The following is a 13,895-nucleotide window of genomic DNA, read 5'->3' as shown; positions in this document are numbered from 1 at the left end:
TTTTACTGTCACAAAATGCAGACAAGGCCCGTTCCTGCGGGGTTTCGGCCGGTTTTGTGATCTCTAGCAGACTCGCCCTTCACTGTCGAGATATGGCGCCCGTGGTCCTTTGCGTATACTGCGCAGATGTTTTTCCCAATGGCTTTGCGTCCGCGGTACGCCAAATGGCTGATCGCAACCGGACTCTTCCTGATGCTCGGTGCCTGTGTTGATAAACCCAACACGCTCGAGCGCGTAAAGGAGGATGGCGTGCTGCGGGTGGTTACCCGAAACAGCCCTGCCACCTACTTTCAGGATCGCAACGGTGAAACCGGCTTCGAATACGAGCTGGTGAAGCGCTTCGCCGACGATCTGGGGGTCGAGCTCAAGATCGAGACCGCCGACAACCTCGATGACCTGTTCAACCAGGTCGGCAAGCCCAACGGCCCGGTGCTGGCGGCGGCCGGCCTGGTCAGCAGCGAAGAACGCAAGAAGCAGGTGCGCTTCTCGCACTCCTATCTGGAAGTCACCCCGCAGGTCATCTACCGCAACGGCCAGTCACGGCCGACCGACGCCAAGGATCTGGTGGGCAAGAAGATCATGGTGCTCAAGGGCAGCACCCACGCCGAACAACTGGCAAAGCTGAAACAGAAATTTCCCGGCATCGAATACGAAGAGTCTGACGCAGTCGAGGTCGTCGATCTCCTGCGCATGGTCGACGAAGGTCAGATCGACCTGACGCTGGTCGACTCCAACGAAGTCGCGATGAACCAGGTGTACTTCACCAACATCCGGGTCGCCTTCGACCTCGGTGACGCCAGCAACCAGAGCTGGGCCGTCGGGCTGGGCGAGGACAACAGCCTGCTCAACGAAATCAACGACTACCTCGACAAGGTCAAGAAAAACGGCACCCTGCAACGCCTCAAGGATCGTTACTACGGGCACGTCGACGTGCTCGGCTACATGGGCGCCACCACCTTTGCCCAACACTTGCAGCAACGCCTGCCCAAGTACGAACAGCACTTCAAGTCCTACGCCAAGAAAGAGAAAGTCGACTGGCGCCTGCTGGCGGCCATCGGCTACCAGGAATCCCTGTGGCAACCGGCCGTCACGTCCAAGACCGGTGTTCGCGGCCTGATGATGCTGACCCAGAACACCGCGCAGGCCATGGGCGTGTCCAACCGCCTCGATCCGAAACAAAGCATCATGGGCGGCGCCAAGTACCTGGCCTACATGAAAGACCAGCTCGACGACTCGATCCAGGAACCGGACCGTACCTGGTTTGCCCTGGCGGCCTACAACGTCGGCAGCGGCCATCTGGACGACGCGCGCAAACTGGCGGCCAAGGAAGGATTGAACCCGGACAAATGGCTGGACGTGAAGAAGATCCTGCCGCGCCTGTCCGAGAAGAAGTGGTACAGCAAGACCCGCTACGGCTACGCCCGCGGCGGCGAACCGGTGCATTTCGTGGCGAACATCCGTCGCTACTACGACATCCTGACCTGGGTAACCCAGCCACAGCTTGAAGGCGACCAGGTCGCCGAGGGCAAACTGCTGGTTCCGGGGATCGACAAGAGCAAGCCGGCGCAGGAGCCTGCGCCACTCTGACAGAACAACCGAGATCAAATGTGGGAGCGGGCTTGCTCGCGAAGACGGAGTGTCAGCTAACAGAGATGTTCACTGATAAACCGCTTTCGCGAGCAAGCCCGCTCCCACATTGGTAATCTGTTGGCTTTAAGATTTGGCGGCAGCCGCCAGAATCAGCGCCTTCATCTCCGACACAGCCGACTTGAAGCCAACGAACAACGCATGGGCCACCAGCGCATGCCCGATGTTCAGCTCGTTGATGCCCTTGATCGCGGCCACGGCTTCAACGTTGTGATAATGCAGGCCATGCCCGGCATTCACGATCAGGCCCTGGGCCAGGCCGAAGGCCACGCCATCGGCGACACGCTTGAGTTCTTCGGCGACTTCGGTCGGTGTCTCGGCATCGGCATAACGCCCGGTGTGCAGTTCGATGGCCGGGGCGCCAACACGGCGCGAGGCTTCGATCTGACGCTCATCGGCGTCGATGAACAGCGACACTTCGGAGCCGATCTTCGACAGGCGTTCGACCGCCGCCTTGATGCGCGCTTCCTGTCCCACCACGTCCAGTCCGCCTTCGGTGGTCAGCTCCTGACGGGTTTCGGGCACCAGGCAGATATGCGCCGGGCGGATGCGTTCGGCGAACTGCATCATTTCTTCGGTGATGCCCATTTCGAAGTTCATGCGGGTTTGCAGCACATCCTTGAGCACCAGAACGTCGCGCTCCTGAATGTGCCGGCGGTCTTCGCGCAGGTGCACGGTGATGCCGTCAGCGCCCGCCTCTTCCGCGTCCAGCGCTGCCTTGACCGGGTCCGGATAACGGGTGCCCCGGGCCTGACGCAGGGTGGCAACGTGGTCGATGTTCACGCCAAGAAGAATACGGGTGCTGGTGGTCACGGAAAGCGCTCCAGAAGAAGAGAAAGTTCGGTGCACAGCATACACGGGGAAATTACGGCTTTCGAAACAACTCGCGGGAAACCAGTGGGCGTCCACCCAGATGCACGGCCAATGCCTGACGCATCAAACGCTTGGCCGCCGACAGCGCACCCGGTGCGCTCCAGTCTGCATCGGCCATCGCCAGCAGTTCGGTGCCGTTGAACAGACCCGGTTGCAGCAGGTAGACCCGCTCCAGCCCGGCATCCACTTGCAAACGGTAGAGACCGTCGGGGGCGATGGCCTCATCGTGGATATCCGCAGTCAGTGAGAATCCGTAGCCAAGATCATCGAGCAAGCGCCATTCGAACGAACGCAGCAACGGCTCCAGCGCCCGACCTTCGGCCAGAGCAAGCAGGGTCGCGGCGTAATGTTCGAATACGGCGGGATGGGGATCTTCGGCAGGCAACAGGCGAATCAGCAGCTCATTGAGGTAAAGACCGCTGAACAGCGCCTCGCCATTGAGCCAGGTGGAAACACCGGCACTTTCCATGCGCCCGACGTTCTTCAGCTCGCCCTTGCCCCGAAACTCGACTTCCAATGCCACGAATGGCCGCGCCAGCGTCCCGGCCTTGCCCCGCGCACTGCGCAACACCGCCCGCAGCCGGCCTTGCGGCGTCAGGAAATCCACCAGCGCACTGTTTTCACGGTAGGCGCGCGAATGCAGGACGTAGGCGGGTTGGGCGATGGGCGGGGTTGAGGACATCAAGTCTCACATACTGTAGGAGCGAGCTTGCTCGCGATGGTGGATAACGATAACGCGGGCTTTCTGAATGAACGCGGCGCTCTCAAGTCCATCGCGAGCAAGCTCGCTCCTACAGGGGGGCTTTCGGGGTATTACAGGTCGCCGTAACCCAGCGAACGCAGCGCACGCTCGTCATCGGACCAGCCGCCCTTAACCTTGACCCACAGGTTGAGCATGATCTTGGAGTCGAACAGCAGCTCCATGTCCTTGCGCGCTTCGGTGCCGATTCGCTTGATGCGCTCGCCCTTGTCGCCAATGATGATTTTCTTCTGGCCATCGCGCTCGACGAGGATCAAGGCGTGGATGTGCAGGGTCTTGCCCTGCTGCTTGAACTCTTCGATTTCAACGGTGATCTGGTATGGCAGTTCGGCGCCCATCTGGCGCATGATTTTCTCGCGCACAAGCTCCGCGGCGAGGAAGCGGCTGCTGCGGTCGGTGATCTGGTCTTCCGGGAAGAAGTGATCATTTTCCGGCAAGTGCTCGGCAATCACCCGCTCCAGTGCATCGAGGTTGTGCCCGTGCTGCGCGGAAATCGGGATGATCTGCGCATTCGGCAGCTGCTCCTGCAACCAGCTCAGGTGCGGCATCAGCTCGGCCTTGTCTTCGATGCGATCGGTCTTGTTCAGCGCCACGATCAGCGGGCCGGTCACGTACTGGACGCGCTCGAGCACCATCTGGTCCTCTTCGGTCCACTTGGTGCGGTCGACCACGAAGATCACCACGTCGACGTCTTTCAACGCCGCCGAAGCGGTCTTGTTCATGTAGCGGTTCAGGGCCTTCTCGCCACCTTTGTGCATACCGGGGGTGTCGACGTAGATCGCCTGCACGTCGCCCTCGGTCTTGATACCGAGCATGTTGTGGCGGGTGGTTTGCGGCTTGCGCGAGGTGATTGCCAGCTTCTGACCCAGGATGTGGTTCAGCAGCGTGGACTTGCCCACGTTCGGACGGCCGACGATGGCAACATAGCCACAGCGCGTTGCGTTTGTATCAGTCATTGCCATTCTCCACACCCAGGGCAATCAGTGCTGCGGCGGCCGCTACCTGTTCGGCAATACGACGGCTCACACCCTGACCTCGGCTTTTCTCATTCAGTAAGATGATTTCGCATTCGACGAAGAACGTCCGGCAATGCGGCTCACCCTGGATATCCACCACTTCGTAACGCGGCAGCTCACAACCACGGGACTGCAGGAACTCTTGCAGGCGGGTCTTCGGATCTTTGTTGGTGTCGACCAGCGTCAGGCCTTCGAACTCTCCGGCCAGCCAGGCGAGCACACGCTCGCGGGCCACTTCCATGCCGGCATCGAGGTAGATCGCACCGATCAGCGCTTCGAGGGCATCGGCCAGAATCGACTCGCGACGGAAACCACCGCTTTTCAACTCGCCCGAGCCCAGTCGAAGGTACTCGCCCAGATCGAAACCACGGGCCAGTACGGCCAGGGTCTCACCTTTCACCAGGCGTGCACGCAAACGCGACAACTGGCCTTCGCGGGCCAGCGGGAAACGCTCGAACAACGCCTCGCCGGCGACGAAGTTGAGGATGGCGTCACCGAGGAATTCCAGGCGCTCGTTGTTACGCCCGGCAAAACTGCGGTGAGTCAGGGCCAGGACCATCAGTTCCTGATCCTTGAAGGTGTAGCCGAGCTGACGCTCTAGACGGCTTAAGGAGACGCTCACGGTTTACCCACGCTGAGTTCGTGGTTCGATTGCACTGCCATCGCCGTGAGGCGGCGCAGGCTTGGGACAATTAACGCTGTGTTCAAAAATAACGTCCTGAATATCATTGGCTTCATGCTTTTTCCGTCACCTTCTTCAGGTTCCAGAAATGCATTCGGCGCTGTGTTCAACAGCGCCGTGTTTGATTACTTGATCAGGCCAACCCGCGAGAAATTCGGCAGGTGACTGAGTTTGGGTTCCGGCCAGCTCATCCAGACCGCGAAGGCCTTGCCGACGATATTCTTGTCGGGAACCATGCCCAGCAGATCCTTGGGAATGCTCGGATCATCCCAGTAGCGACTGTCGTTCGAGTTGTCGCGGTTGTCGCCCATCATGAAGTAGTGCCCGGCTGGCACGGTCCACGAATGGTCCGGCATGGCGCGGTAGCGACTCATCTCTTTACGGATCATGTGCTCGGCGACGCCGAGTTTTTCCTTGTAGAGCTCGGCGCTGCCCAGCGTGCCCGGCTCGGAGCCGACCAGTTGCTCGGCAATCGACTGACCGTTGACGAACAGACGCTTGTCGGCGGTGTAGCGAACCGTGTCGCCCGGCAAGCCAACCACACGCTTGATGTAGTTGACGTTCGGATCGCTCGGGTAACGGAATACCATCACATCGCCGCGCTGCGGATCACCGACTTCGATGACTTTCTTGTCGATCACCGGCAAGCGGATCCCGTAGGAAAACTTGCTCACCAGGATGAAGTCGCCGACATCCAGGGTTGGCTTCATCGAACCGGAAGGAATCTGGAACGGTTCCACCAGGAACGAACGCAGCACCAGCACGATGAACAACACCGGGAAGAACGACTTACCGTATTCGACCAGCAGCGGCTCTTTGTTCAGCTGCTCGACCACGACCATGTCAGGCTGGCTGACGCTGCCCTGATAGGACGCGATGGCGGCACGCCGACGCGGGGCCAGGATCAACAGATCGAGCAACGCCAACAGGCCGCAGACAAATACGGCGATGACCAGCAACAGCGGGAAATTTAGTGACATAGGACCTAACTATCCAACCTGAGCACTGCAAGGAAGGCTTCCTGTGGAATTTCCACGTTGCCGACCTGCTTCATGCGTTTCTTACCGGCCTTTTGCTTTTCCAGCAGCTTTTTCTTACGGCTGACGTCACCACCGTAGCATTTGGCCAATACGTTCTTTCTGAGCGCCTTGACGGTTGTCCGCGCCACAATCTGCCCGCCAATGGCGGCCTGGATTGCCACGTCGAACATCTGCCGAGGAATCAGATCCTTCATCTTCTCGGTCAGCTGGCGACCTTTGTAGTGCGAATTGTCACGGTGCACGATCAGCGCCAGGGCGTCGACCTTGTCACCGTTGATCAGCACGTCCAGTTTCACCAGGCTGGCCGATTGGTAACGATCGAAATGGTAGTCCAGAGAAGCATAGCCGCGACTGGTGGATTTCAGACGATCGAAGAAGTCCAGCACCACTTCGTTCATCGGCAAGTCGTAGGTCACCTGTACCTGAGAGCCGAGGAACAGCATGTCGACCTGTACACCGCGTTTTTCGATGCACAGGGTAATGACGTTGCCCAGGTGCTCTTGCGGCACAAGAATATTGGCGCGCACGATCGGCTCGCGCATGTCTTCGATGGCAGACAGGTCCGGCAGCTTCGACGGGTTATCGACGTAGATCGTCTCGCCGGTCTTGAGCAGCAGCTCGAAGATTACCGTAGGCGCCGTGGTGATCAGGTCCAGGTTGTACTCGCGCTCCAGGCGCTCCTGGATGATTTCCATGTGCAGCATGCCGAGGAAGCCGCAACGGAAGCCGAAGCCCAGGGCGTCGGAGCTTTCCGGCGTGTATTGCAGCGAAGAATCGTTGAGGGTGAGCTTTTGCAGCGCCTCGCGGAAGTCTTCGAAGTCGTCGGAGCTGACCGGGAACAGGCCGGCGTACACCTGCGGCTGAATGCGCTTGAAGCCTGGCAGCACGTCGACGTCCGGCGTCGAGCTCAAGGTCAGGGTATCGCCCACTGGCGCACCGTGAATGTCCTTGATGCTGGCAATGATGAAGCCCACTTCGCCGGCCTTCAGGTCAACGGTCGGGGTGTGTTTCGGGTTGAATACACCGACGCTGTCCACCAGGTGGATCTTGCCGGTGGACTTGACCAGGATCTTGTCGCCCTTCTTCACGCGGCCGTGGCGCACGCGAACCAGAGAGACAACGCCCAGGTAGTTGTCGAACCAGGAGTCGATGATCAACGCTTGCAGCGGATCTTCGATGTTGCCGGTCGGCGCAGGAATGGTGGTCACCAGGCGCTCGAGTACTTCATCGACGCCCAGACCGGTCTTGGCAGAGCAAGTGACCGCGTCGGTGGCATCGATGCCGATGATTTTTTCGATTTCTTCCTTGACGCGCTCAGGATCGGCCTGTGGCAGGTCGATCTTGTTCAGCACCGGCATCACTTCCAGGCCCTGTTCGATCGCCGTGTAGCAGTTGGCAACCGACTGCGCTTCAACGCCTTGACCGGCGTCGACCACCAGCAGCGCGCCTTCACAGGCCGCCAGCGAACGGCTGACTTCGTAGGTGAAGTCGACGTGGCCGGGGGTGTCAATGAAGTTCAGCTGGTAGTTGATACCGTCTTTGGCTTTGTAATACAGAGTAACGCTGTGCGCCTTGATGGTGATCCCGCGCTCGCGCTCGAGGTCCATGGAGTCCAGGACCTGGGCTTCCATTTCGCGCTCGGCCAAGCCGCCACACATCTGGATGAAGCGATCGGCCAGCGTCGACTTGCCATGGTCAATGTGGGCGATGATGGAGAAATTGCGGATATGACTCAAATCACTCACGGATCAACACTCAAAAAGGCTGCAGGCATAGCCCGCCGAAAAATAGCCGGGAATTGTACCTGATCCACGGCACTAGCGTCACGTTCGCAGGTCAGACGGCACCTACAAAAACGCCCCGGTCTTGCGACAAGGGCGTTTTTGATCGTCAAAGCGCTCGGAAAAAGCCCGCCATCAACCGGCCCGGCGCAACAGCCAGAGCCCGGCCACGGCACAAATACCCGCCGGCACCAGCACCGAAAGCAACGGTGGGAAGCCGAACACCTGGCTCGAAGGGCCCAGCAGATCCTGAACGATGCGGAAGGTGAAGCCCACCAGCACGCCTGTGAACACCCGTTGACCCAGGGTCACCGAACGCAGCGGACCAAAGATGAAGGAGATCGCCATCAACACCAGGGCGGCAGTCACCAGCGGCTGCAACACCTTGACCCAAAATGCCAGCCAGTAACGGCTGTTGTTCAACCCCTGGTCCGCCAGGTAGTGGATATAACCCCACAGACCGCTGATCGACAGCGACTCTGGCACCATGACCACGGTGCTCAACAGTTGCGGACTCAAGGCCACGTTCCAACGCTCGACCGGGGTCGACACCACTTCAGTGCTGCGCTCGTGGAACACCGTGGTCGTGACGTCCGTCAACTGCCAGTGATCCGTGTCGAACTCGGCACGCTTGGCGAAACTCGCCGACAGCATGTGCCGCTCGCTGTCGATACGATAGCGAGTCACGCCGTACAGGATGCCATTAGGCTGCACCGAGTTGACGTGAATGAACTCATCGCCCTGGCGGTGCCACAAGCCGTGCTTGGCGCTTTGAGCATCGCCGCTGCCCTGGGCCAGCGAGCGATTGGCCTGCGCGGCGGTTTCAGCGGGCGGAGCGACGTACTCGCCAATCAGCAAGCCAGCCAGCATCAACACCAGCATCGGTTTCATGACCGCCCAAACGATCCGGCCGATCGACACACCGGCGGCGCGCATAATCGTCAATTCACTGTTGCTGGCCAGAGTGCCCAGGCCGATCAGGCAACCGATCAGCGCGGCCATCGGCAGCATTTCGTACATCCGGCGCGGTGCCGTCAGCGTCACATAGCCCAGCACATCGACCAGGGTGTAGGTATCGCTGACTTCACCCATCTCGTCGATGAAGGCAAACAGCGTCGCCAGACCAAGAATGATCCCGAGCACCGCGAGAATCGCCATGAACACGCTGCTACCAATGTAGCGATCCAGCTTAACCACGGGCCACCTCCAGCGCGCTGCGGCGACTCGCCCGCTTCAAACGCAAAGGCTCCCAATAAAGCAGGCCCAGGCCAATGGTCAGGAAAATCCCGTGCACCCACCACAAGCCCACCACTGCGGGGATCTTGCCTTTATCAAGGGCACCGCGGGCGGCAATCAGAATGCTCAGGTAAGCCATATAAAGAAGAATCGCTGGCAATAATTTGAGGAATCGGCCCTGACGCGGGTTGACCCGCGCCAGCGGCACCGCCATCAAGGTCACGATGAACACCAGCAATGGCAGCGAGATGCGCCATTGCAATTCGGCACGCATGCGAATGTCTTCACTCCCGATCAACGTACGGGTCGGCATCGCATCGCGGTCGGTGACTTCGTCGCTGACTTCCGGTTTTGGCAGCAACACACCGTACTCGTCGTACTTGATCGCCCGGTAGTCGGCCTGACCCGGACTACCGTCATAGCGATAGCCGTTATCCAGGATCAGGTAGCGGTTGCCGTCCGGGCGAATTTCCTGACGCCCCTTTTCCGCCACCAGCACGGAAATTCCGCGATCCTTGTTGTTGGAACTGATGTTCTTCTGCGAGATGAACACGCCACCCAGGTTCACGCGATCATCCGACATGCGCTCGGTGTAGGTGACCCGGGTGCCGTCACGCAGGGACTGGAAGCGCCCCGGCTCCAGGGTATCGAATTCGGTAAGGGCATCCTGCCTGTTCAGCAGCAACTGAAACTGATTGGCTCCCTGTGGCGCCAGGCTCAGGCTCAGCCACGCGACGATGAGTGCAACCAGGGTGGCCGGAAACATCGTCATCCAGACCAGCCGCTGCTGGCTCATGCCGGTGGCCGAGAGCACGGTCATTTCGCTTTCGAGGTACATCCGCCCGTAGGACAACAGGATCCCGAGAAACAGCCCCAGCGGCAGGATCAACTGGAGGAACCCCGGCATGCGAAAGCCCATGATCAGGAACAGCGAGCCCGGATCCAGCAGGCCCGAGGCGGCCTGGGCGAGGTATTTGATGAAGCGACCGCTCATGATGATGACCAGCAGCACGGCGCTGACGGCGCTCAAGGTCAACAGGACTTCGCGGGACAGATAACGGAAGACGATCAAACCAGACACTCCAGGGTTGTCAGGCTAAGGCGGCCAAACAAGCAAACGTATCGGGCGGCCCGCAAGACAGAGCCGCCGAAAAAAGATGGCGCATTATCCTGTGATTGGGTGCGCCTGTCACTGCGCAATGCATTGGGCAGGTGTAGGAGCGAGCTTGCTCCGGGCGGCGTTCCGACGATGGTCGTCAATGATAACGCGGGGAGCCTGAAGCCCCGCGGTGGTCTCGGGTTCTTCGCGAGCAGGCTCGCTCCTACTGGGTCGTCAATTCCGTGAAGATCGTACAACCGAGGGTTGTCAGCCGCCGGTAGCGAGGTTCAAACTGCGGCCTTTGTCGCCGGTCGATCCTGGCGCCTTTCTTTTATAAGCAATCGACGCACATAAGGTGTCGGGCGCATGCGTGATAACCATCAATTCAGGGACCCGGACATGGAACTGGTTGTAAAAAGCGTCAACCCGGAAACGTTGAAGACCGCCACTCTCGTGGTCTCCGTCGGCGAAGGCCGCAAGCTCGGCGCCGCTGCCAGACAACTCGACGAACTGAGCGGCGGCGCGATCAGCGCAGTGCTCAAGCGCGGCGACCTGGCCGGCAAGGTTGGCCAGAGCCTGTTGCTGCACAGCCTGCCGAACCTCAAGGCCGAGCGTGTGCTGCTGGTGGGCACTGGCAAGGACGACGAACTGGGTGACCGCCCGTTCCGCAAAATCATTGCCGGCATCCTCAACACCCTGAAGGGCCTGGGCGGCAGCGACGCGGTACTGGCCCTCGACGAAGTCGTGGTCAAGGGCCGCGACAGCTATGGCAAGACCCGCCTGCTGGCCGAAACCCTGGTGGACGGCGAGTACAGCTTCGAGCAGTTCAAGAGCCAGAAAGCCGAACCCCGCGCCCTGAAGAAAATCACCCTGCTGACCATCAAGGCCGCCCAGGCTGAAGTGCAGCGCGCCGTGACTCACGCCACTGCCATCGCCAACGGCATGGCCTTCACCCGTAACCTGGGCAACCTGCCACCCAACATCTGCCACCCGACCTTCCTCGGTGAGCAGGCGAAAGACCTCGGCAAGGAATTCAAGGATCTGAAAGTCGAAGTCCTCGACGAGAAGAAGATCAAGGCCCTGGGCATGGGTTCGTTCTACGCCGTAGGCCAGGGCAGCGCCCAGCCGCCACGCCTGATCGTCATGCAATACAACGGCGGCAAGAAATCCGAGAAGCCGTATGCGCTGGTCGGCAAAGGCATCACCTTCGACACCGGCGGCATCAGCCTCAAGCCAGGCGCCGGCATGGATGAAATGAAGTACGACATGGGCGGTGCCGCCAGCGTGTTCGGCACCCTGCGTGCCGTGCTGGAACTGAAGCTGCCGATCAACCTGGTGTGCATCCTGGCCTGTGCCGAGAACATGCCGAGCGGCAACGCTTCTCGCCCTGGCGACATTGTCACCACCATGAGCGGCCAGACCGTGGAAATCCTCAACACCGACGCCGAAGGCCGTCTGGTGCTGTGCGACGCCCTGACCTACTCCGAGCGCTTCAAGCCGCAAGCGGTCATCGACATCGCGACCCTGACCGGTGCCTGCGTGGTCGCTCTGGGTTCCCACACGTCGGGCCTGCTGGGCAACAACGACGAACTGATCGGCCAACTGCTGAGCGCCGGCAAGGCTGCCGACGACCGCGCCTGGCAACTGCCGCTGTTCGATGAGTATCAGGAACAGCTGGACAGCCCGTTCGCCGATATCGCCAACATCGGCGGCCCGAAAGCCGGCACCATCACCGCCGCCTGCTTCCTGTCGCGCTTCACCAAGAACCTGAACTGGGCGCACCTGGACATCGCCGGCACCGCCTGGACCAGCGGCGGCAAGGACAAGGGCGCCACTGGCCGTCCGGTTCCTCTGCTGACCCAATACCTGCTGGACCGCGCCAAAGCCTGAAACCAATGACCCTGGGGGGCATTGCTTTCGGGCAGTGCCCCCAAGGGCTCAGGAACCGCAATGACCAAAGTCGACTTCTATATCCTGCCCAGCGCCGATCCTTCGGCACGCCTGGATTTCGCTTGCAAGCTCACCGAAAAGGCCTGGCGCATGGGGCACCGTGTCTACCTGCATTGCAGTGACGCGGCCCAACGCAACGATCTCGACGCACGCCTCTGGACGTTCAAGGGTGAAAGCTTCGTTCCCCACGGCCCCGCCGAAAACGAACCGGATGGCTTGATTGTCCTGGGTCTGGGTGACGATTGCGGTCAGCATCAGGACTTGCTGGTCAACCTCGACCTGAAAGTCCCGGCCTTCGCCCAGCGTTTCGCCCGCGTGGCGGAAGTGGTGGTGGAAGACCCGACGATTCGCCAGGCCGCGCGGGAGAGTTTCCGTTTCTACCGCGAACAGGGCTATCCTCTGCAAGATCACCGTTTACAGCGACTCTGAGCCTTCCAATGGACACTCCAAAACCGCTGCAACAGTCCGCGCACCTGCTGGACGACCTTGAGTCGATCCGCCAATTGCTCGGCGATGACAACCTGCAACCGCCCCTGCTGACCGACACGGTCGAGGAAGGCGATCAGGAACAGATTCCCATGTTGTTCGACGCAGTCAGCGAGCCTTCGCCGCCCGTCGAACCGACAACCTCCGCCCCGATCGTAGAACCGGTCATCGCGGCTGCGCCGGCGCCTACCGCCAGCAAGAACCCGGATGACCTGTTGCACCTGGACAACGAACTGCGCGCCGCCGCGCAGTTGATCATGCAAGACGTGATCGACGATTTCGCCCCGCACATCGAGACCGAAATCAAACGCCGCCTCAGTGCACGACTGGAGCGGTTGTTGAGCCAGTACAACGATTGAACAACTTGCGGTGAGGGCTCTTCTGTGGGAGCGAGCTTGCTCGCGATGAGGGCGTCATATTCAACATTGATGTGTCTGTTCGACCGCTATCGCGAGCAAGCTCGCTCCCACAAAAAGCCCCCTGCAACAGGTTGAATCTTCAGGTGCTGAGATAGCGCCCGATCAACGCAATCCCGCTGGCCAGCACCAGCCACGTCACCAGACGCACGAACCCCTCGCGGGACATCCGCATGGTCAGGCGCCGCCCAATCCACAGCCCCAGCACCATCGCCGGCAACAGACACACCGCCAGCACCAGCAATGGCAGATCGGCATACACACCGGCGATTGCAAACAGACTCAATCGCACCACCGTACTGCAACTGATCAGTGCGCTCTGGGTGGCCCGGGCCGCCTCCTTGGGCAACCGACTGTTCAGATAGATCGCATAGAGAAAGCCGCCGCTGCCAAACAACGCGCCAAACATCCCGCCCACAGTGCCCATCGGCAGAGCCCACACGGCAGACAACTGCGTCGGGCGGGTTTTGACCCACAGGCTGTAGATCGCATAGGCACTGATAAACAGCCCCATCAACAGCAGCAACAGATCGGACTTGAGGTTCAGCAGGAAAATCACCCCCAGCGTGCAGCCCACCGCCATGCACGGCAGCAGCCGCAATAGCTCCGGCCGGGCGACATCCCGCCGCGAAGGCAACAGGTTGCCGAATGCCGCGACGAAATCGAGCAACACCAGCAACGGCACGATCTTCGACAGCGGCATGAACAGAATCAGAATCGGCCCCGCGATCAACGCCGTACCGAACCCGGCGATGCCGAACACAATGTAGGCCAGGGCGATACCCGCGCCGATGACCAGCCAGTCCATGGCGCTGAAAGGCCATTGGTTCAACAACGTCAATACGCTCATTGCAGCGTTCCTCTACTTTAAGTTCGCTGACTTTAGCCATCGCTGAGCGTTGCGACTAA

Annotated in this window: 13 protein-coding genes; 4 read left to right on the top strand and 9 right to left on the bottom strand. The window is 60.3% G+C overall.

Going from position 1 to position 13,895, the window contains the following annotated elements:
• The first annotated feature begins 126 nt into the window (after positions 1–126).
• Entirely contained in the window at positions 127–1,587 is a 1,461-nt protein-coding gene (gene mltF / locus BSF40_RS08920) for a membrane-bound lytic murein transglycosylase MltF (protein ID WP_095964837.1), read from the top strand.
• A gap of 126 nt (positions 1,588–1,713) precedes the next feature.
• Here the strand turns inward: mltF and pdxJ are convergent, their stop codons facing one another.
• From pdxJ to lptF, 8 genes are all read right to left on the bottom strand, one after another.
• A complete protein-coding gene (gene pdxJ / locus BSF40_RS08915; protein WP_095964836.1) occupies positions 1,714–2,460 on the bottom strand; it encodes a pyridoxine 5'-phosphate synthase in 747 nt (248 codons plus the stop codon).
• A 52-nt stretch (positions 2,461–2,512) separates the two neighbouring features.
• Positions 2,513–3,202 carry a DNA repair protein RecO gene (gene recO / locus BSF40_RS08910; protein WP_095964835.1) on the bottom strand — a complete coding sequence of 230 codons (690 nt, stop codon included), beginning with the start codon at positions 3,200–3,202 and terminating at the stop codon, positions 2,513–2,515.
• A gap of 131 nt (positions 3,203–3,333) precedes the next feature.
• Positions 3,334–4,236 (bottom strand): GTPase Era, encoded by a 903-nt coding sequence (era, locus tag BSF40_RS08905; protein WP_007973959.1) that lies wholly within the window; start codon positions 4,234–4,236, stop codon positions 3,334–3,336.
• Positions 4,229–4,918: a ribonuclease III gene (gene rnc, locus BSF40_RS08900; RefSeq protein ID WP_007973960.1), complete on the bottom strand. Its 690-nt coding sequence runs from the start codon at positions 4,916–4,918 to the stop codon at positions 4,229–4,231. Before rnc ends, era begins: the two co-directional genes overlap by 8 nt.
• 185 nt (positions 4,919–5,103) lie before the next feature.
• The gene (gene lepB, locus BSF40_RS08895; RefSeq protein WP_095964834.1) at positions 5,104–5,958 is read right to left on the bottom strand and encodes a signal peptidase I; all 855 of its coding nucleotides are present in this window, start codon (positions 5,956–5,958) and stop codon (positions 5,104–5,106) included.
• Between the two features lie 5 nt (positions 5,959–5,963).
• A complete protein-coding gene (gene lepA / locus BSF40_RS08890; protein WP_007973962.1) occupies positions 5,964–7,763 on the bottom strand; it encodes a translation elongation factor 4 in 1,800 nt (599 codons plus the stop codon).
• Between the two features lie 171 nt (positions 7,764–7,934).
• Positions 7,935–8,996, bottom strand: coding sequence for an LPS export ABC transporter permease LptG (lptG, locus tag BSF40_RS08885; protein ID WP_095964833.1), 1,062 nt, complete (start codon positions 8,994–8,996; stop codon positions 7,935–7,937).
• Complete coding sequence (gene lptF / locus BSF40_RS08880) at positions 8,989–10,107, bottom strand: LPS export ABC transporter permease LptF (RefSeq protein ID WP_095964832.1); 1,119 nt, start codon at positions 10,105–10,107, stop codon at positions 8,989–8,991. Before lptF ends, lptG begins: the two co-directional genes overlap by 8 nt.
• Positions 10,108–10,533: 426 nt before the next feature.
• Here lptF and BSF40_RS08875 point away from each other — a divergent pair, with 426 nt between their 5' ends.
• Genes BSF40_RS08875 through BSF40_RS08865 form a run of 3 tightly spaced genes read left to right on the top strand, consistent with a single transcriptional unit; the run spans position 10,534 to position 12,929 of the window.
• On the top strand, positions 10,534–12,024 hold the full coding sequence (locus BSF40_RS08875) for a leucyl aminopeptidase (RefSeq protein WP_095965127.1): 1,491 nt from the start codon (positions 10,534–10,536) through the stop codon (positions 12,022–12,024).
• 60 nt (positions 12,025–12,084) lie between these two features.
• The gene (locus tag BSF40_RS08870) at positions 12,085–12,513 is read left to right on the top strand and encodes a DNA polymerase III subunit chi (protein WP_015093639.1); all 429 of its coding nucleotides are present in this window, start codon (positions 12,085–12,087) and stop codon (positions 12,511–12,513) included.
• A gap of 8 nt (positions 12,514–12,521) precedes the next feature.
• Positions 12,522–12,929, top strand: a complete 408-nt coding sequence (locus tag BSF40_RS08865; protein WP_095964831.1) for a DNA polymerase III subunit chi — start codon at positions 12,522–12,524, stop codon at positions 12,927–12,929.
• Between the two features lie 139 nt (positions 12,930–13,068).
• Here BSF40_RS08865 and BSF40_RS08860 read toward each other — a convergent pair whose 3' ends face one another.
• The gene (locus BSF40_RS08860) at positions 13,069–13,836 is read right to left on the bottom strand and encodes a sulfite exporter TauE/SafE family protein (protein ID WP_095964830.1); all 768 of its coding nucleotides are present in this window, start codon (positions 13,834–13,836) and stop codon (positions 13,069–13,071) included.
• Between the last annotated feature and the right edge of the window lie 59 nt (positions 13,837–13,895).

This window comes from Pseudomonas sp. ACN5 (assembly GCF_002303975.1).
Lineage (GTDB): Bacteria > Pseudomonadota > Gammaproteobacteria > Pseudomonadales > Pseudomonadaceae > Aquipseudomonas > Aquipseudomonas laurylsulfatiphila.
Note: the sequence above shows the minus strand (reverse complement) of the source record. Positions and strands in the feature narration are given on the sequence as shown.

Coding starts and splice junctions, on each gene's coding strand:
- BSF40_RS08875 (WP_095965127.1), top strand. CDS start 10,534: ATGGAACTGGTTGTAAAAAGCGTCAACCCGGAAACGTTGAAGACCGCC.
- BSF40_RS08860 (WP_095964830.1), bottom strand. CDS start 13,836: ATGAGCGTATTGACGTTGTTGAACCAATGGCCTTTCAGCGCCATGGAC.
- era (WP_007973959.1), bottom strand. CDS start 4,236: ATGACTGATACAAACGCAACGCGCTGTGGCTATGTTGCCATCGTCGGC.
- mltF (WP_095964837.1), top strand. CDS start 127: ATGTTTTTCCCAATGGCTTTGCGTCCGCGGTACGCCAAATGGCTGATC.
- lepB (WP_095964834.1), bottom strand. CDS start 5,958: ATGTCACTAAATTTCCCGCTGTTGCTGGTCATCGCCGTATTTGTCTGC.
- BSF40_RS08870 (WP_015093639.1), top strand. CDS start 12,085: ATGACCAAAGTCGACTTCTATATCCTGCCCAGCGCCGATCCTTCGGCA.
- BSF40_RS08865 (WP_095964831.1), top strand. CDS start 12,522: ATGGACACTCCAAAACCGCTGCAACAGTCCGCGCACCTGCTGGACGAC.
- recO (WP_095964835.1), bottom strand. CDS start 3,202: ATGTCCTCAACCCCGCCCATCGCCCAACCCGCCTACGTCCTGCATTCG.